Raw genomic sequence first — 18879 nt, forward strand, 5'->3', positions numbered from 1 at the left:
CATGACCGGGCCCGACCGGCCAGCGGCGCAGCGTGCGCTTGATCACTATGGCCAGGTGTGGGACTGGCGGCGTCAGATGCAGGCGCTTTATGAGACGGTGCGGCGGAGCCAAGACCCGGTTCAGGCCTGGTGCCACTGGCGCGACAGCCGGGACCGGCTATTCGCCGGGCATCCGCAAAGCCCGCTGTCGCCGGCGCAACGGCGCCACTTCAGCGGGCTTTCTTATTTCGACTATGACCCGGAGATGCGCTTCAGCGTTGGCCTGATCCCGGCATCGGATGCGGCGGCGGAGGTTCAGGATCTGGGCGGTGGCCACAGTCTGCGGTTGATTCCCTTTGCCCGCACCTGTGGCCTAAGTCCAAAACTGGAACGGGAAGGGCTGCTGTACTGGCTCGATGGCTATGCCGGCGGTTGCTTCTTCGCCTTTCGCGATGACACCAGTGGCGGCGAGACCCATAGTGACGGTCGCTTTCTGCTGGACACTATCAAGAGCGCCGATCTCGGCGAGGCGGATGGACAGTTGATTGTAGATTTCAACTTCGCCCACCACGCCTCGTGCGCCTACCAGGACAATCCTCACTGGATATGCCCGGTGGCGCCGGCGGCCAACCATTTTCCCCCGGCCATTCGGGCGGGGGAGCGATTCCCTAGAAGTGGCGGATAATTCCGGGCTCGATGCCGATGCCGGTGGTCGTCCCGGGCCCCAGAACCTCGTCACTGACCCGCTGCAATTCGTTCGTCAGGGCCGGGTAGTCCAGCGTCAGCAGTTCCTCGCCGCGCACCGACTGCGGCAGGGTGCTGAGAGCGAGGGTGAAGGCATTTCTCAGGCGCGCCACTTCCTTCTCCGCGCGGCGGCGACCATCACGGCTGGTGAACGACACCGTGACATGGACGACCTGCTGGCGATACGCGCGGTTGTCATGAATCAGCGGCACGGACAGGTCGCGTAGTTCCAGCGCCAGTTGTGGCGATCCCTTAGCCAGCTCCAGCAATCCGTGTCCCGGTACGGTCGCCGGCTTGTCCAGCAGATAGCCAACCACCAGGGAGCCGGCCGCCGCACCGAGCGCCAGCGCCAAAAGGCCTATGACCGTGCGTTTGAAACTGCGGGCGGGGGGCAGATCATTGGCCGAGTCCGCCATATCAGCCTCCGTTCCACCGCGCGCCGGCGGCTGCAGTCATGGCCCATGGTTTCGCCAGAAGGCCCATCACGACCACATGGCGAACAGCAGTTGGAGCCAGTTCCGGGTCTGGGTCATGACCACCATGCCGATTGCGCCAAGTACGGCCAGGGCAAACAGCCACCAGAGAGTCCCCATGCGACGCCGCGGCGGCGGGTTCAGAATCCTGATGGTGTGGCCCGCTTGTGTCGAATCGGAGATCATGTTGTCGCGCCGCGCCGCCGCTGTCTCACCCGGCGACTTTCGCGACTGGCGAAAGACCGTCGAGCCACGAAACAGGCTGGACGCCACATCAAACTTCTCATGGGTCACGCGCACGCTTTCACAGCGCCCCTCATTGATGATCCGGCGCGCGTCATCGATCGCCTCGTGCCGCTCAGCATAGGTGGCGTGGCTGGACCATCGCCCATCCCGAAAGATGGCGATTTCATAGAAGGTCGGGACGCTCATACCAAGGCGACCTCTCCGGATTCTGCCGCCAAGCGCACGACGGCGTAGAACCCTAGGTAAGCCACCTTGGTTAACCGGGCGTAAAGGCTCCGGGCTGGTCGCGGCCTGGTAGAGCCGGCGGGACGGCCGTCCTACACCGCGGCGGAGCCACCGGATTTGGCGTCCGAGGCCGCATGCCACGTCCCGCCCCGGTCACGCCAGACCGCATTGGGCCGGCCAAAAGACCAGGATAAGTAACTGTCCTGATTGACCTGAACCGTGTGTCCACGGTCCATCAGCGCCCCGATCACAGGCTCGCCCAGCCGCTCGTCAACCACGAGTTCCTGGCCTTCGGTGTGCAGTCGTGGGTGGTCGAGCGCCGCCTGGATCGCCATGCCATGGTCTACCCGGTTGAGGAAGGCGTGGAACAGACAGGTGGGGATGCGGAAACCGCCGGCCCCGGCGGTTGCGCCGACGGGGACGCCCTGGCGATAGACGGTCATCAGCGGTGCGCCATAGACCGGCATGCGACCGGGCGCGACGGAGTTGGCCAGGCCAGGCCGCGGATCAAACCATTGCATGGCGTTGCCGAGAAAGACTCCGCTGTCGGGCACCAGGACCAGCGAACCAAAGCTGGATCCCAGGCTGGTGATGAAGCTTGCGATATTGCCGTCGCTGTCGCCGACGGTCACCGCCGTGGTGCCAGGCAGCGGCGCGGTCTCGCCGCCGGCCAAAGTCCCGGCCGGCCGCGGGCGGCCCTCGAACGGCCAGGGGTCGCCCGGCCCGTAGCCGCCCCTGCCCATGGCCTTTGCCATATTGATGCGCGCCGCCTGGACCTGACCATAGGGTTTGGCGGCAAGGCCCCGGCGCGGCGCATCGGCGGCTGCGGGATCGGCCGGATAGTGGAAGGTATCGGCGAAGGCCAGGGCCAGCGCCTCGGCCACCAGATGACGGTAATCTGCGCCATCGGGGTCCATGGCGGCGACGTCAAAGCGCTCCATGATGTTGAGAAACTGCGGCCCCAGCAGGTCCGAGCACGTGGTGTAGGTGTGGTCGCGATAGGTATACAGCGCCTCATCGAAGACCGATGGCTGATAGCCGGCCAGATCGGCCGCCGTCAGTACGCCATTGTTGGCCTTCATCTCCCGGTCAATGGCCTCGGCGATGCTGCCTGTATAGATCGCCGCGGCGCCCTCGTGCGCGACACGCTTGAGAGTGCGGGCCAGATCAGAGGTGTCGAGACGATGGCCGGGGCCTTCCCAGCCGTCGGTGCCGCGCACCAGCCCGTTGGCCACCTGCGGCACACGGCCGCCCGGCAGCAGCGCCTCGCGCGCCCGCGGAAAGCCCTCCAGATCCTCCACCCGGCCGAGAATGGCGTTCTGAATCTCACGATCAATATAGGGGCCGACCTCGGCCGCGCCGATGGCTTCTTCCATCAGGGTGGGAAGGGGCAGGGTGGCGAACCGTTCATGGGCGGCGCAGATGCCGGCGACCGTGCCGAACACACCCACCGAGAGATGCCCGGTATGCTTGATCCGGCGGGTGTCATGGCCGGAGCGGCGCAGGGCCTCGGTATAGGCGGCCGGCGTGGCGCCACCCGGAGCTCGGATGTAGTGGTCGATGCCTATTGTCTTGCCAAGCTTGGACATGTGCACGGTCAGCCGGCCGTGCCCGCCCAGCCCGGCCGATGCCGGCTCCACCACATAGGCCATGAAGGCGGCAGCAATGGCGGCATCCACAGCGTTGCCGCCCTTCGCCAGAATACGGGCGCCAGCGGCGGCGGTACGCAGATTGCCGGCACCGACGGCGCCGCGCTCGCCGGCCACCTCATCCCGGCCAAAGCGTGCCCGTCCAAGCTGCATGACTGGTCCTCCGGTTCAGATGGCGGCGACGCCAGTGCCCCAGTTGGGCGCGGCGCCCGCGGTCAGTGTCTTGCGTCGCGGGTTGTAGGCAATCGCCGTGATGCGCCCGAAATTAACGGCGCCGGGCTCTTCGCGCACCACCTGCACGTCATGACCGGCATTGGCCAGCTTGTCGCGCACCTTGGTCGGGATACGGTCGTCCACCACGGTCTCCGCCCCTTGCGAATGAACGCGCGGATGATCGATGGCCTGCTGCACGCCCATGCGGTGGTCGAGCACGTTCATCATGGTGTGCAGCACACCGCCTTCAATGCGATAGCCGCCGGACCCGGCGCCGGCGAAGCGCGCCTTGCCGCCCTTCCAGGCGACGATGGCCGGCGCGGCGAAGATCGGCATCTTGCCGGGCACGATACGGTTGGGATGATCCGGCCGGGGGTCGTAATTCTGCATGGAGTTGTTCAGGAAGACGCCGGTTTTGGGCTCCAGAACCAGGCAGCCGAAACCACTGGTCAGGCTGACGATGGTGGAGGCCATGTTGCCCCAGCGGTCGGCCGCCACCATCTGGCTGGTGCCGTCACGCCGTGCGGTGGTCGGCCGCGCCTCCAGACGCTCGGGCGCCGGCCAGCGGTCGTCATAGGGCCAGGGGTCCCCCACCGCCACGGGACGCGACTGCGCCTTGCCCATGCGAATCAGTTTGCGTCGGGCGTCAGCGAAGGCCTCGCTGGCCAGGCCATTGACCGGTGCTTTCTCGAAATCCGGATCGCCATAGAGCGCGATGGAATCCGTAAAGGCCAGGGCCAGGGCTTCCGCCGCCAGATGGCGATACTCATAGCTGTCCGGGCCATAGCCCCGCAGGTCATAAGCGTCGAGAATATTCAACGCCTCGTAGGCCACCTGATCGAAGCAGCTTGTATAGCGATGGCCGCGATAGCGCGACGGCTTTTCACGCAGGATGCGGGTGCGATAGCCCTTGATGTCGTCGGCCGAGAGAATGCCGCCATTGGCAGTGACGAAACGGCCGATGGCTTCCGCCACGCGGCCCGCATGGAATCCGGCGGCGCCTTTCTTCGCGATCTCCTTGAGAGTCCCGGCCAACGCTGTCTGGTCCAGACGCTGGGCGCTCTTGCCGCTGTAGGGGACCCGCGGCAGACGACCGCCGGGCAACAGCATCGCCGCCGTTTCCGGCAGGGAGCGAATGGTGTCCTCCAGATTGACGATGGTGGTCAGGTGCTGCCAGGTGAAGCGCAGACCTTCCTCCGCCGCCTCGATGGCGGGCTCCAGCACCTGGGAGAGAGATAGCTTGCCGAACGCTTCATGGGCGTCACACAGGCTGCGCACGGCGCCGGGGACGGCCGGCGACAGGAAACCTGCTTCCGCCTTGCGACCCTTGGTCACGGGATGACCATAGTAGTGGCCGGTGGTGCTGGTATCGATCTCAAACATGTCGGCGCGGGCACGGGACGGCGCCCGCACATAGCCGTCGAAGGTAATGCTCTCGCCACGCTTCTCGATCCACACCGTGGTGTGCGCATAGCCGCCGACGCCGCAGGACGCCGGCTCCACCACAAAACCGGTGAAAGCGGCAGCGACCATGGCATCCACCGCATTGCCGCCAGCCGCCAGGACGCGCGCGCCGGCCTCTGCCTCACGCTCATGGCCGGCGGCGACTACGCCGCGGTCGGATTCCACTTCCTCACGTGAATAGACAGGCTTGCTGCGCGTAATGGTGCGGGCCATGACCGTTCCCCCCGGTTCGTTCTGAAGTGCCTGGTGGCGGCACGGCGCCATGATGCACCACGGCCGCACGATGCCAAGGGGGCGTCGCGGCCGCCGCAGTCAGTATCCGGCGACCCCGGTCATCCACACAGGCCCGGCGCCGGCCGTCCACACCTTGCGGCGGGCGTTCCAGGCGATGGCACAGACGCGGCCGAAATTGAGCCGCGACGGGCCTTCCTCCACCTCCACCACATGGTGGCCGACGCGGGCCAGGCGGTCGCGCAGACGCGCTGGCAACCGCACATCGGCATAGGTTTCCTGGCCCTGGCAATGGACTTTCGGGCTGTCCACCGCCTGCTGCAGGCTCTGGCCGAAATCAATCAGGCCGCACATGGCGTGCAACACGCCCGTGGTAATGCGGTAGTTGCCTGAGCCGGAGCCGGCAAAACGCGGCCGACCTCCTCGTGCAGCGACAATGGCCGGAGCGGCGAAGATCGGCATCTTGCCGGGGGCGATGGAATTGGGATGGCCTGGCCGCGGGTCGAAATTGGCCATGGAGCCGTTGAGGAAGATGCCCAGTTCCGGGACATAGAGCATGCCGCCAAACCCGGGGCCGATGGACAGGCAACTGGCCGCCATATTGCCCCAGCGGTCGCCGGCCACAACCTGGCTGGTGCCGCTGGTGCGGCCGAGGGTGGCCGTCGGTTCCGGCAGCGGCTCGGGCGGCGGAAACGACTCCTCGTAGGGCCAGGCGTCCATCACCCGGACCGGTCGCGGCAGGGCGCGCCGCAGGGACAGGCCACGGGCCCTGGCAGCGGCGAAGACCGGGCTGGCCAGTCCGTTCACCGGCGCTCTGACGAAATCGGGGTCACCGTACTGGGCGATATTGTCGGTGAAAGCGACGGCCAGGGCTTCGGCCATGAGATGGCGATACTCGAAGCTGTCGGGCCCATATTTCCGCAGATCATAGCGTTCCAGAATATTCAGCGCCTCATAGGCGACCTGATCGTAGCAGGACACATAGTGGTGGCCGCGATAGCGCGCCGGTCGCTCTTCGATGATGCGAGTGCGATAGGACTCCAGATCCGCCGCCGACAGAATACCGCCGTTGGCCGCCATATAGCGGCCGATGGCGCGAGCGAAGGCGCCCCCATGAAAGGCACGCTTGCCACGCCGGGCGATATCCTTGAGCAGGCGGGCCAGGCGCGAGGTGTCCATGACATCGCCTGTGGGATCCTGGTGCGGTGTCTGCGGCACCCGTCCGTCAGCCCGCAGCAGCAGTTCCGCATCGCCGGCAACCGCCTGAATCTCCGGCAGCCGGTCGGCGATGGACATCTTGTCGAGCCAGGTGAACGACACACCGGCCTCGGCCGCCTCGATGGCTGGTTCCAGAACCCGTTTGAGGGGAAGCCGGCCAAACATGGCATGGGCGTCGCAGAGACCGGCCACCGCACCAGGCACCGCCGGGGCCAGGAACCCGGTGACGTTGTGCCGTCCCACCGCATGGGGGTAGCCATAATAGGTGGGCGGCACACTCCAGTCGGGTTCGAACATGTCCGGCCGCGCCTTGAGCGGCGCCCGCACATAATGATCGAAGGAGACGAACCGGTTGGCCGCGGCCAGCCAGACGGAGGTGTGGCCATACCCGCCGACGCCGCACGAGCGTGGCTCCACCACAAACGCCGTGAAGCCGGCCGCCACCAGGGCATCCACCGCATTGCCACCGGCCTGCAGGATACGCACCCCGGCATCGGCCTCCGCCTGATGGCCACCGGTGCAAATGCCGCGCGGGGCGGCGATCTCGGTGCGCGTGTACAGGGCCTCGCTGCGTAGAGTCACGAACGTTTTTCCCGTATGTAATTCAGTATGATAGCAGGCCTGTTTACGCAGCCGTCTCATATAGCGGCGTGGCCGGATACGGGGTCACCGAGGCATCGCGCCGCAGCACCTGGCCTGCCCTGGCGCCGGTATCCTGGCCCTGGCGCCATGCGGCCTGACCATTGACCATCACCAGGTCGATACCGACCGCCGGCACGGCCGGCTTCTCCCATGTGCCCTGTTCATCGATAGTGGCCTCGTCGAATACGACGATGTCAGCGGCCATGCCGACGCCAATGAACCCGCGATCGGCGAAACCGAACTGGCGGGCGCTGAGCCCGGTCATTTTGAACACCGCCATTTCGGTGGGAAACATGGCCTCTTCCCGAACGTAGCGGGCGAAGACGCGGGGAAAGGTGCCCCACAGCCGCGGGTGGGGCATGTCGTCGGCCGGCAGACCGTCGGAGCCGATCATGGAGGAGGGATAGCCGACGATGGTCCGCACATCGTCCTCGTCGAGCTGAAAATACACCGCGTTGGCCGGCACCAGACGTTCGGCCGCCTGCACATTGGTGGCGCAGTCCCATTCCGCCGCCACCTGGCTGATTTCCTTGCCGACCATTTCCGGATGCTGAACGCACCGGGTAATGAGCACCTTCACGCCCGGCTGACAGCGGTTGGGATCCAGAGTCTTGGAGCTGGCGGCATAGGGATAGACGTCGAGACCGATGGTCTGCCGGCGGCGGGCCCGCTCAATCTGGGCGAGGGTCGGCGCCGCCTTGCCGAAATTGTCACGGCCGGAGCACTGGTGATGGGACACGACCATGGGCAGGCCACCCCGGTGGCCGATGTCAAAGGCCTCTTCCAGCGCCTCTTCGATGCCGGCGAAGTAGGCCCGGTGGTGACAGGTGAATATGCCTCCGTGCCCGGCGGCAACCCGGGCGAGCCGCACCACTTCCTCGGTGGAGGAGCCAAGCGCCGCCTTGTAGTCGAGGCCGGTGGACAGACCAATGGCACCGTCCGCCATGGACTGCGCCATGTCGCGCTCCATCGCCTGAATCTCGTCTTCGCGAGCAGCCCCGCCAAGATCGCTCACATGGCGATGACGCAGGGTGGTATGGCCGACCAGCGGCGCGGCATTGATCGCCGGCGGATGGGAGCCGAGCCAGGCGATATAATCGGCGAAACGCGGAAAATCGAAGCCGCGATCACCCAGCAGATCGAGAGGGTCGGGCGGCCAGCCGCCGGGCGCCAGGGTGAATGGAGCGGCACTGGCCCCGCAATTGCCAACCACCACGGTGGTCACGCCCTGGCTCAGCTTCGGCGTCATGGCCGGCGTGTTGACCAGGGCGCAGTCATCATGGGTGTGCACGTCTATGAAGCCGGGCGACACAATACGGCCGGCGGCATCCAGCTGGGTGTCGGCGGACCACGCGGCGAGATCGCCGACAGCGGAGATGCGGCCGTCCGTCACCGCCACATCAGCGCGGTAGCGCGGCGAATTGCTGCCGTCAATAACCCAGCCGTTGCGGATGATGGTGTCGGCGCGCCCAGTGGTCACAGCTCCGGTGGTCATAAAGATGTCTCCCCGTCGATCCGGCCCTGCGCCGATCCGGCGCCGCCTTGCTGCCCACTAAATCACGCTCCGGGACACTCGCCCATCCACGGCGCGGCGACCAGCCCGTCAATGCAGGATGCTCCACCGGCCAAGCCTGCACTACACTACCAGCCATGAGCGAGCAGAAGACAGAGCCGGGCCGCCCGGCAACCCAGCACAGCGTCGTGGTCGCCGACCCCAGCCCGCTGGTGCGCGATGCGCTGGTGCGGCTGTTCAGCGGTGATCCGCGGTTTCGCCTGCACGCCGCCGTCGGCGATGGCGAGGCATTCCTTGACGCCGTGGATCAGGCCCATGTGGCGCTGGGCGTCATCGGCTGGACATTGCCCAACCTCAGCGGGCAGGGGGTCCTCAACGCGCTGCGCCACCGCGACCGCAAGCCGCGCATAGTGGTCTATGCCGGAACGGCGGAGCGTGATGTGCCGCGACAGGTGATGGCCGCCGGCGGCGCCGGGTTTTGCTCGCGCGATGAGACCGCAGAGTATCTGCTGAGCGTGGCCGACGCCGTGGCGCGCGGCATGATGGTCTTTCCGTTCGTTGACGTGCGCACCCTGGGGGTCCATCCGCTGGAGTCCCTGACGGCGCGCGAATATCAGTTGCTGGCGGCACTGACTTCCGGGCGCTCAAACGCACAATTGGCTTTGGAATTAGGTATTTCCATAGATACAGTGAAGTTTCACCTGAAGAACCTGTATGGCAAGCTGGCGGTCCGCAACCGGGCCCAGGCGGCGGCGCTGTTCGCCGCGCTGCGGCCGGAGAGCGCGATCCACCGCTAGCCTCCGGCGGGCCACCGCCGGGCGTCACAGGCGCCCGCGGTTCAGGCGACGGCCGGGACCTGTGGCGGCGGCGGCCGGTGAGGCCGGCGATTGGTCGCACATCGGTCATCGCCGGTCATCGCCGCTTCAATTGGCGGTTCGCCCATGCTATTCGGGCCGTCGCCAGCGAATTCGGGGCCGACGGTCAGACCACGGGTCGTAAACCGCCGGCCAGGCCCAGACACCTTCCAACCCGTCCACGGAGACACGTCACGTGAGCAACAGCGGTCGCCATTTCCTGCAGGTTCCCGGTCCGACAAATATTCCCGACCGCGTTCTCAAGGCCATCCATGCCCCCGGTGTCGATCATCGCGGGCCGCACTTCCTGCCGTTTGCCATCAAGCTGCTGGAAGACGTCAAAACCCTCTTCAAGACAAAGGAAACCGTTGCCATTTGGCCGTCCTCCGGGACCGGCGCGTGGGAAGCGGCCCTGGTCAACACCCTGTCGCCCGGCGACAAGGTTCTGATGTTCGATGCCGGCATGTTCTCCAATCTTTGGGTCAAGATGGGCAAAATGCTGCAGCTTGACGTGCAGGTGGTGGAAAATGACTGGCGGCGCGGCGCCGACCCGGCGGTGGTCGAGGAAAAGCTGACCCAGGACAAGAACCACGCCATCAAGGCCGTGTGCATCGTCCACAACGAGACGTCCAACGGGGTTCTAGCCCGGCTGGCCGATATCCGTAAGGCCATGGATGCGGCCAAGCATCCGGCGCTGCTTCTGGTGGACAGCATTTCCGGCCTCGGCTGCACCGACTACCAGCATGACCAGTGGGGCGTTGACGTGACCATCTGCGGCTCGCAGAAGGGCATGATGCTGCCCACCGGGCTCGGCTTCAACGCTATTTCGAAGAAGGCGCGCGAGGCCTACAAATCATCCAAGATGCCCCGCAGCTACTGGGACTGGGAGTGGATGACCGGCGCCTACGACAAGGGGATTTTCCCCTACACGCCGGCGGCCAGCCTGATGAATGGCCTGCGCGCCTCCATTGATATGATGCACGAAGAGGGGCTGGAGAATATTTTTGCCCGCCACAACCGGTTTGCCACAGCCACGCGCAAGGCGGTTGAGGCCTGGGGCCTGGAGGTCGTCTGCCAGGACGAGCGGGAGTTCAGCCCGTCCGTCTCCGCCATCTATCTGCCGGAAGGCCATTCGGCCGATGCTTTCCGCCGGGTCGCCTTCGAGCGCTTCAACATTTCGCTGGGTGCGGGCCTCGGCAAGTTCGCCGATCGCGTGTTCCGCATCGGCCATATGGGTGATCTTAATGAGGCCATGCTGACCGGCGCTCTCAGCTCGGTGGAAATGGGCCTGCGCGCCGCTGGTGTGCCCCATACCTCCGGTGGCGTGGACGCGGCCATCGCCCATCTGTCACAGGCCAACTGACAAACCGCCGGCCGGCAATACAAGAAACAAGGCCGTCGGCGGCACACGCCGGCGGCCTTTTCTTGCGGACACCAGGTCCAGCCGCTGTTGGAATATAACCATGCAAACGCGCTACACTAACGGCGATGACCACCCCTGAACCAGACGGCCAGGCGGCGCCCAAACCGGAAGTGAGGCATGGGCTGACAGCCCGGCTGATGGCCCGTCTGCGCACCTATCTGATCGCCGGCATCCTGGTCACCGCACCGGTCGGCCTGACTTTCTGGATGGTGTGGGCCGGTATCACCTTTGTTGACCGGCTGGTGACGCCGCTGGTACCGGTCGCCTACCGGCCCGAAACCTATCTGCCATTTTCTGTCCCCGGGCTGGGCGTCATCATTGTCGTCGTCGGCCTTGTGCTGATCGGCGCCCTGACCGCCGGGCTGGTCGGCCGGATGGTACTGCGGCTGAGTGATCGCATCGTCGCGCGCATGCCGATCGTGCGCAGCATCTACGGCACGCTGAAGCAGATTTTCGAAACGGTTTTTGCCGCCAAATCAAAGGCTTTCCGCCAGGTGGTTCTGGTGGAATATCCCCGCCGCGGGGTGTGGGCCATCGGGTTCCTGACCGGTGAAACGGAGGGCGAGGTGCAGGCGCAAACCGAAGACCCGGTGGTCAACATCTTTCTGCCGACGACCCCCAACCCGACCAGCGGCTTTCTGCTATTCCTGCCCATGAGCGAGGTGCGGGTCGTATCCATGACCGTGGAAGAGGGCATCCGCATGGTCATGTCCGGTGGCATCGTGGCGCCGCCGGACCGCCGGCCCGCCGGCGAGCGCGGCATGCCGTCGCAGACCCTGGCCGACCGTAACGCCTCAGGCGCGACTAACCGGCCTTGAGCGAATTGGCCACCGCGTCACGGTCAAACAGGTAGAGCAGAACACGCAGAGCCTGACCCCGCGCGGAGGCCAGATCGCTGTCGCGATCCAGGACAAGGCGAGCGTCATCGCGGGCGATTTCCAGCAGGTCCGCATGAACCGCCATGTCAGCCAGCCGAAAGCCGGGCAGCCCGCTCTGGCGCGTGCCCAGCAGCTCGCCGCCGCCGCGCAGTCGGAGATCCTCTTCCGCGATGCGAAATCCGTCGTCGGTTTCCCGCATGATCGACAGGCGGCGCCTGGCGGCCTCGCCCAGCGGTGCCTGGTAGAGCAGCAGGCACGACGAGGCCCCGCCGCCACGACCGACACGGCCCCGCAACTGATGGAGCTGGGCCAGGCCAAAGCGTTCGGCCTGTTCCACCACCATGATGGTCGCCTCAGGCACGTCCACTCCAACCTCGATAACGGTCGTGGCCACCAGGATATCCAGATCGCCGGCGCTGAACGCGGCCATCGCCGCCTCGCGCTCGGCCGACGGCATCTGGCCATGGACGAGACCGACCCGCTGGCCAAAGCGCTGACGCAGCATGGCGTGGCGATCAGTGGCGGCGGCCAGATCCACCAGCTCCGATTCCTCCACCAGCGGACAAATCCAGTAGGCACGGCCGCCGGCGGCGATGGCGCGGTCCAGCCCGGCGACCACCTCGTCCAGTCGCTCCAACCGCATGGCCCGGGTTTGCACCGGCTTGCGGCCGGCCGGCTTCTCGGTCAGGCGGGACACGTCCAGATCGCTGTAGCCGGCCAGCAGCAGGGTGCGCGGGATCGGCGTGGCGGTCATCACCAGCAGGTTGAGGCCGCGCCCCTTCTGGCCCAGGGCCAGGCGCTGATGGACGCCAAAACGGTGCTGCTCGTCGACCACCGCCAGGGCGAGGTCGTGAAAGGCGACATCCTCCTGAATGAGGGCGTGGGTGCCGACGGCAATGGCTGCCCGGTTGTCAGCCAGACGGGCCAGCGCATCGCGGCGCTCCGCCGCCTTCATGCGCCCGGTCAGCAGAACCACCGTGACGCCGGCCGCCGCCGCCAGGGGCGCGATGGTGGCATGGTGCTGGCGGGCGAGGATTTCGGTGGGTGCCAGAAGGGCGGCCTGGGCGCCGGCCTCGACGGCGCCAAGCATGGCCAGCAGGGCGACAATGGTCTTGCCACTGCCCACATCGCCCTGCAACAGGCGCAGCATGCGCTCGCCCGACGACAGGTCGGCGGCGATTTCACTTAAGGCTCGCTCCTGCGAGGCGGTCAGGGCATGGCCAAAGGCGGCCAGAGCCTTTGCCTGGAGGCGGCCATCGCCATGCAGGGCCCGACCCGGCCGGCGGCGATGGCTGCGACGGACGATGGCCAGCGCCAGCTGCGACGCCAGAAGCTCGTCATAAGCCAGGCGGCGACGCCAGGCGGACAGGGGATCGAGGTCGCCACCGCCTTCGGGGGCATGGATATGGCTCAGGCTCGACGACCAGTCGGCCCACCCCTCGCGGGCCAGCAACGCCGGATCCTGCCATTCGGGCAGCACCGGCACCTGAGCCAGCGCCGCGGCGACGGTGCGCTGGACCACCCGTGGCGTCAGGCCCTGGGTCAGGGGGTAGACCGGCTCCGCGGCCCGCGCCTGCTTTGCCTCTTCGACGGTCATAACCAAATCGGGATGGGGCATCTGCAGGGCGTCACGCCAGGTTTCCGTGCGGCCGCTCACCACCCGGACCTCGCCCACCGGCAGGCTTTTTGTCAGCCAGTCGGCGCGAGCGTTGAAATAGACCAGAGTCAGTTCGCCACTATCGTCGGCGACGATCACGCGCCAGGGCAGCCGTTTGATACGCGGCGCCTCGTGGCGCAGAATCCGCACGGTCAGCGTGGCGATCCGGCCCGGCTCCGCATCCGCCACCGACGGGCTGTAGCTACGATCCACAAGGTCTACCGGCAGATGCCACAGCAGATCCACCACCCGCGCCCCGGCCAGACGCTCGAACAGGGGCGCCAGGCGTGGACCGACCCCCTTCAGGGTGGCCACGGGGCGAAAGAGCGGGTAGAGGATTTGCGGTCGCATGGATTGTGAGTATTTCTGGCTTCGGGCGAATCGCCAAGCATGGCGACCGGCCGGGCGGTTTGCATGAGCCTGTGGCCGCACCGTTAAGGCGGCCGGGTCAGGCCGGGTGGCGCTGCTTGGCTTCAGGCGACAGCGGTTTTTGAGGTTTGCGGTGGATCAACCGGTCGGGGATTGACGATGACAGACGACCCGGACGACCGGCACGCGGTTCGCATCCGCCGCCTGTGCTATCGTGCCGGCCATACCGGCATGCGTGAAATTGACCTGATCCTGGGGGGGTTTGCCCGTGCCCACCTGCACGAGTTCGACGACGATGGCCTGGACCGCTTTGAAGTGCTGATGTCCCACGCTGAAGCCGACCTCTTTGCCTGGATCGCCGGTAGCGTGCCGCCGTCTGAGTCGCTGGACCGCGGGTTGTTGCGGCGTATCAGGGCCTTCCGCCCGGGACACAGCCTGTAGTGGCCCACACCGCCACCAGGATGCCGGTCGCCGATGCGGCACCGGAACAGCCGGCCGCGACCGGCGCGGCCAGCCTGTATGACCGGGTGGTCAACAACCGCTACCTGATCGGTGGTGCGCCGGAAGGCGCCGATGCCTTTGTTATAGGCGCTCTGGCAAAGGCCCATGGTGCCGGGGTTGTTCACGTCTGCCGCGATGAGGCGCGCATGACTCGCATGAGCGAAGCGCTGGCGCTGTTTCAACCGGATAGTCAGGTCATCCAGTTTCCGGCCTGGGACTGCTTGCCCTTTGACCGGGTGTCGCCCAATGCGGAGACGGTAGCGCGGCGGATCGATGCGCTTGGACGGCTGGCCGATGCCGGGTCTGGTCATAGCCAGACCAGCGGGGGCCAGACCAGCGGGGGCCAGACGAGCAGGGGCGGAACCGGCGGCGGGGGCCGAGTGGTGCTGACCACCGTAGCGGCGATCCTGCAACGGGTGCCACAGCGCCGGGTCTTTGCCGGCTCCACCTATACGCTCGCTGTCGGTCAGACCATTGATCAGGCCGCGCTGGAGACCTTTCTGGTAAGCAACGGCTATCACCGCAGCGGCACCGTTCATGAACCGGGCGAGTTCGCCATTCGTGGCGGCCTGATTGATCTGTTTCCGCCCGGCGCCGAAAATCCGGTACGGGTGGATCTGTTCGGTGACGTCATTGAAAGCCTGCGCGCCTTCGATCCCATGACCCAGCGCAGCGCCGGCACCTTCGAGGATGTGATTCTGCAGCCGGTGAGCGAGGTTGTCCTGAACAAGGACACTATCAGCCGCTTTCGCAGTCACTACCGGGAGGCTTTTCAGGTCACCGGCGACGATGATCCCTTATATGCCGCGGTCAGCGCCGGCCGCCGTGCCGCCGGTATGGAGCACTGGTTGCCGTTGTTTCAGGAACGGCTGGACACTCTGTTCGACTATTGCCCCGATGCCTTGCTGACTCTCGATCACCAGGGTGGCGACGCAGCGGCGGCACGTTTCGAGCAGATAGGCGAACACTTTCAGGCGCGGCTGGAAACCCGTGAAGCGGCGCGAGCGGAAGGGGCGATTTATAACCCGCTACCACCAGACCGGCTCTACCTGACCGCTGACGAGTGGCAGGCTCTGCTGGCGTCGCGTGGCGGCGGCGAGATGAGTCCGTTCGCACCACCAGATGCGGATGAACGGGCGCTTGATTTCGGCGCGCGGCGGGGGCCGGAATTTGCCGAAGCCCGTATTCGCCGCGACGGCGGGCTGTTCGATGCGGTCAAATCCCACCTTGAGGCGGAAGCGGGGGCTGGCCGTAGCATTGCGGTGGCGGCCTTTACCGCCGGCGCGCGCGATCGGCTGGGCGGGTTGATCGCCACCCACGCCCACTGGCAGGTGCGGACCCTGACCGACTGGCACGACGTGGAGGCTCTGCCGGAGCGAACTTTGGGACTGGTCGTACTTCCGCTGGAGCGCGGCTTTTCACACGGCCGGATCACGTTGATCAGCGAGCAGGATGTTCTGGGCGAGCGTCTGGCTCATGCACCCCGACGGCGGCGGCGCAACGAGGCCTTCATCGAAGAGGTCGGCACGCTGGATGCCGGCGACCTGGTGGTCCACATCGACCACGGCGTCGGCCGCTATGAAGGTCTGGAAACGCTGCAAGTGGGTGGCGCGCCACACGACTGTTTGCGCCTGGTCTATGACGGCGGCGACAAGCTTTACCTGCCGGTGGAGAATATAGACGTCCTGACCCGCTATGGCCGCGAGGACGGACTTGTCACCCTTGACCGGCTGGGCGGCGTCGCCTGGCAGGCGCGCAAGTCCAGAGTCAAGGAGCGGGTGCGCGAAATCGCCGGTCAACTGATTCGTCTGGCCGCGCAACGCCTGCTGCAAAGCGGTCCGTCCCTGCAACCGCCGGCCGGGCTGATGGATGAGTTCTGCGCCCGTTTTCCCTATCAGGAGACGGAGGACCAGGAGCGGGCGATCCAGGACACCCTGGCCGACCTGGTAGCGGGCCGGCCCATGGACCGCCTGATTTGCGGCGATGTGGGTTTCGGCAAGACAGAGGTGGCGTTGCGCGCCGCCTTCGTCGCCGCCATGAACGGGCTGCAGGTGGCGGTGGTAGCGCCTACCACGCTGCTGGCGCGTCAGCATTTCGCCACCTTCAGCGAGCGATTCGCGGGCTTTCCCGTGCGCATCGCGCAACTGTCCCGTATGGTGCCGGCGGCCGACGCCAGGCTAACCCGGCAGGGCCTGGCCGACGGCACCGTCGATGTGGTGATCGGCACCCATGCGCTGCTCAGCAAGACGGTTGCGTTCAAGGCCCTGGGGTTGGTGATCATCGACGAAGAGCAGCATTTCGGCGTGCGTCAGAAGGAGCGTCTGAAAGAGCTGCGCAGCAACGTCCACGTGCTGACCATGACGGCGACGCCCATTCCACGCACCTTGCAGATGGCGTTGGCCGGTGTGCGCGACATGAGCATCATCGCAACGCCGCCGGTGGACCGCCTGGCGGTGCGCACCTTTGTCCTGCCCTACGACCCGGTCATCGTGCGCGAGGCGATCAACCGCGAACGCCACCGCGGCGGACAGGTGTTCTATGTCTGCCCGCGCGTGAGCGACATTCCCCGTGTCTTCGAGCGCCTGGCGACGCTGGCGCCGGACGCCAGCATCGGTGTGGCGCACGGCCAGATGGCGCCGAGCGATCTGGAACGGGTGATGGCCGCCTTCTATGACCGGCGCCACGATATTTTGCTGGCCACCAACATTATTGAGTCGGGGCTGGACGTGCCCACCGCCAACACCCTGATTGTCCACCGGGCGGACATGTTCGGCCTGGCGCAGATGTATCAGATCCGCGGCCGGATCGGCCGCTCCAAGCAGCGCGCCTACGCCTATTTCACCTTGCCCACGGGCCGTGTCCTGTCGCCGGTGGCGCAACGCCGACTGGAAGTCCTGCACACCCTGGACAGCCTCGGCGCCGGCTTCACCCTGGCCAGCCATGATCTGGATATTCGCGGTGCCGGCAATCTGCTGGGTCAGGAGCAGTCCGGCCACATCCGCGAGGTCGGCGTGGAGCTCTACCAGCATCTGCTGGAGGAGGCGGTGGCCGAAGTAAAGGGCGAGACGGCACCGGCCGAGGACCAGTGGTCGCCACAGATCCATGTGGGCATGGCGGTGCTGATTCCCGAGAGCTTCGTCGGCGACCTGCCGGTGCGCATGGGGTTGTACCGGCGTCTTTCGGCGTTGCAGACCGAGCCGGAGATCGAGGCCTTTGCAGCGGAAATGATCGACCGCTTCGGTCCGCTACCGGAGGAAGTAGAAAATCTGCTGGATGTGGTGGCGCTCAAGCTGCGCTGCCACCAGGCCGGAGTTGAGAAGATCGAGGCCGGACCCAAGGGCGCGGTTCTATCGTTCCGCAACAACAGCTTCGCCGCGCCGGAAGCACTGATTGCCTATATTGGTCGCAATGCCGCCCGCATCAGCCTGCGGCCGGATCAACGTCTGGTTTTTCATCAGTCATGGCGTGACGCGCGAAGCCGTGTCACCGGATTGCGCCGCCTGATGCAGGAGTTGTCGGACATGACCAAGCCCGGGCAGGCCGCATCGCCATGAAAGACTCGCCAGATATGGCGGCGACGTTCCGTAGCTGGGCCGATACCGTCGAGAGCAACTCGCCGCTCTATGGTCGACTGGCCCGCTGGGCCGCCGCCGATAGCCGCTGCATGGCCCTGGCCGCCGGCACACCGCGCGGCCAGCTGGCGCCCAATCTGCTGCTGGCCGCCGTCCACGACCTGCTGCTGTCGGGCGTGGAGGCGCCACTGGCCCGATATTATCCAAGCCTCACGCCAGGCCGCAGGGGAGAAGCGGCGACAGAGCCGGGCGACCCGGCCGTATTTCTCGACTTCTGCGCCAGCCACGAGGACGCCCTGCGGCAGATCATCGCCACGCGGACGGTGCAGACCAACGAGATACAGCGGCTGGCCGTGCTGTTGCCGGCCTTCATGATGCTGGACATGCAGTATGCGGATGAGCCGGTTCACTATGTGGAGGTTGGCGCCTCCGCCGGGTTCAACCTGTTATGGCCATGGTGCGGTTTCAGCTATGGCGACGGGCGGATTATCGGCCACGCCCAGTCACCGGTGCACCTGAACTGTGAGCTGCGCGGCGGGCACATACCGGTGATTGCGCCGCGGCTGCCGGAAGCGGCGTCACGGGTCGGTCTCGACCTCAATCCGGTAGATATCGACGATGCCAACCAGGTGCGCTGGCTTAAAGCACTGGTCTGGCCCGATCAGCCGGAACGCATGGCGCGGCTGGATGGCGCGCTGGCGCTGGCCCGCCGCCGCCGGCCGGAGGTGCGGCGCGGCAATGCTCTGGATTTGCTGCCGGCCCATCTGGCCGGACTGCCTGACGGGGCGCCTGCCTGTATCTTTCATTCCATCGCCATCTACCAGATGTCACTGGCCGACCGGCAGTATCTCAGTTCCATCCTGCAAACCTACTCTCAGGACCGGCCGATCTATCGGGTCGGTCTGGAGCACATCTCAAGCCGTCAGCCACTGCTGGAGCTGCATGTCTATGCGGATGGCGAACGAAAGGCGCAGGCGCTGGCCTATGCGGATTTCCACGGCGCATGGATGGAATGGCAGGGAGGCTGA

14 protein-coding genes are annotated in these 18879 nt (G+C 66.2%); 7 read left to right on the forward strand and 7 right to left on the reverse strand.

Annotated elements, in window-relative coordinates; genetic code table 11:
- Position 1: 1 nt before the first annotated feature.
- Complete coding sequence (locus tag RIE31_10170) at positions 2–664, forward strand: DUF1684 domain-containing protein (protein MEQ8640949.1); 663 nt, start codon at positions 2–4, stop codon at positions 662–664.
- On the opposite strand, the gene RIE31_10175 is transcribed toward RIE31_10170, so the two are convergent.
- The 6 genes from RIE31_10175 to RIE31_10200 form a co-directional block, all read right to left on the reverse strand.
- Positions 648–1139 carry a hypothetical protein gene (locus RIE31_10175; protein MEQ8640950.1) on the reverse strand — a complete coding sequence of 164 codons (492 nt, stop codon included), beginning with the start codon at positions 1137–1139 and terminating at the stop codon, positions 648–650. The genes RIE31_10170 and RIE31_10175 overlap by 17 nt on opposite strands.
- Positions 1140–1205: 66 nt before the next feature.
- A complete protein-coding gene (locus tag RIE31_10180) occupies positions 1206–1628 on the reverse strand; it encodes a hypothetical protein (protein ID MEQ8640951.1) in 423 nt (140 codons plus the stop codon).
- Between the two features lie 131 nt (positions 1629–1759).
- Positions 1760–3469 (reverse strand): gamma-glutamyltransferase, encoded by a 1710-nt coding sequence (locus RIE31_10185; GenBank protein ID MEQ8640952.1) that lies wholly within the window; start codon positions 3467–3469, stop codon positions 1760–1762.
- A gap of 15 nt (positions 3470–3484) precedes the next feature.
- Positions 3485–5206 (reverse strand): gamma-glutamyltransferase, encoded by a 1722-nt coding sequence (locus tag RIE31_10190; protein ID MEQ8640953.1) that lies wholly within the window; start codon positions 5204–5206, stop codon positions 3485–3487.
- A 99-nt stretch (positions 5207–5305) separates the two neighbouring features.
- Entirely contained in the window at positions 5306–7024 is a 1719-nt protein-coding gene (locus tag RIE31_10195; protein ID MEQ8640954.1) for a gamma-glutamyltransferase, read from the reverse strand.
- Between the two features lie 43 nt (positions 7025–7067).
- Positions 7068–8579: a D-aminoacylase gene (locus RIE31_10200; protein ID MEQ8640955.1), complete on the reverse strand. Its 1512-nt coding sequence runs from the start codon at positions 8577–8579 to the stop codon at positions 7068–7070.
- A gap of 155 nt (positions 8580–8734) precedes the next feature.
- Between RIE31_10200 and RIE31_10205 the strand changes: the two genes are divergently transcribed.
- From RIE31_10205 to RIE31_10215, 3 genes are all read left to right on the forward strand, one after another.
- Positions 8735–9394 (forward strand): response regulator transcription factor, encoded by a 660-nt coding sequence (locus RIE31_10205; protein MEQ8640956.1) that lies wholly within the window; start codon positions 8735–8737, stop codon positions 9392–9394.
- A gap of 253 nt (positions 9395–9647) precedes the next feature.
- Positions 9648–10814: an aminotransferase class V-fold PLP-dependent enzyme gene (locus tag RIE31_10210; GenBank protein ID MEQ8640957.1), complete on the forward strand. Its 1167-nt coding sequence runs from the start codon at positions 9648–9650 to the stop codon at positions 10812–10814.
- Positions 10815–11011: 197 nt separating this feature from the next.
- Complete coding sequence (locus RIE31_10215; protein ID MEQ8640958.1) at positions 11012–11692, forward strand: DUF502 domain-containing protein; 681 nt, start codon at positions 11012–11014, stop codon at positions 11690–11692.
- Here RIE31_10215 and recG read toward each other — a convergent pair.
- Positions 11679–13760 (reverse strand): ATP-dependent DNA helicase RecG, encoded by a 2082-nt coding sequence (gene recG, locus RIE31_10220; protein MEQ8640959.1) that lies wholly within the window; start codon positions 13758–13760, stop codon positions 11679–11681. The genes RIE31_10215 and recG overlap by 14 nt on opposite strands.
- Positions 13761–13937: 177 nt before the next feature.
- Here recG and RIE31_10225 point away from each other — a divergent pair, with 177 nt between their 5' ends.
- The 3 genes from RIE31_10225 to RIE31_10235 are packed head-to-tail and all read left to right on the forward strand — an operon-like array spanning position 13938 to position 18879.
- Entirely contained in the window at positions 13938–14219 is a 282-nt protein-coding gene (locus RIE31_10225) for a succinate dehydrogenase assembly factor 2 (protein MEQ8640960.1), read from the forward strand.
- Positions 14219–17833, forward strand: coding sequence for a transcription-repair coupling factor (gene mfd / locus RIE31_10230; GenBank protein ID MEQ8640961.1), 3615 nt, complete (start codon positions 14219–14221; stop codon positions 17831–17833). The genes RIE31_10225 and mfd overlap by 1 nt, the downstream gene beginning before the upstream one ends.
- Entirely contained in the window at positions 17830–18879 is a 1050-nt protein-coding gene (locus RIE31_10235) for a DUF2332 domain-containing protein (GenBank protein MEQ8640962.1), read from the forward strand. The genes mfd and RIE31_10235 overlap by 4 nt, the downstream gene beginning before the upstream one ends.

The sequence above is a fragment of the Alphaproteobacteria bacterium genome (genome assembly GCA_040218575.1).
Taxonomy (GTDB): domain Bacteria; phylum Pseudomonadota; class Alphaproteobacteria; order JAVJRE01; family JAVJRE01; genus JAVJRE01.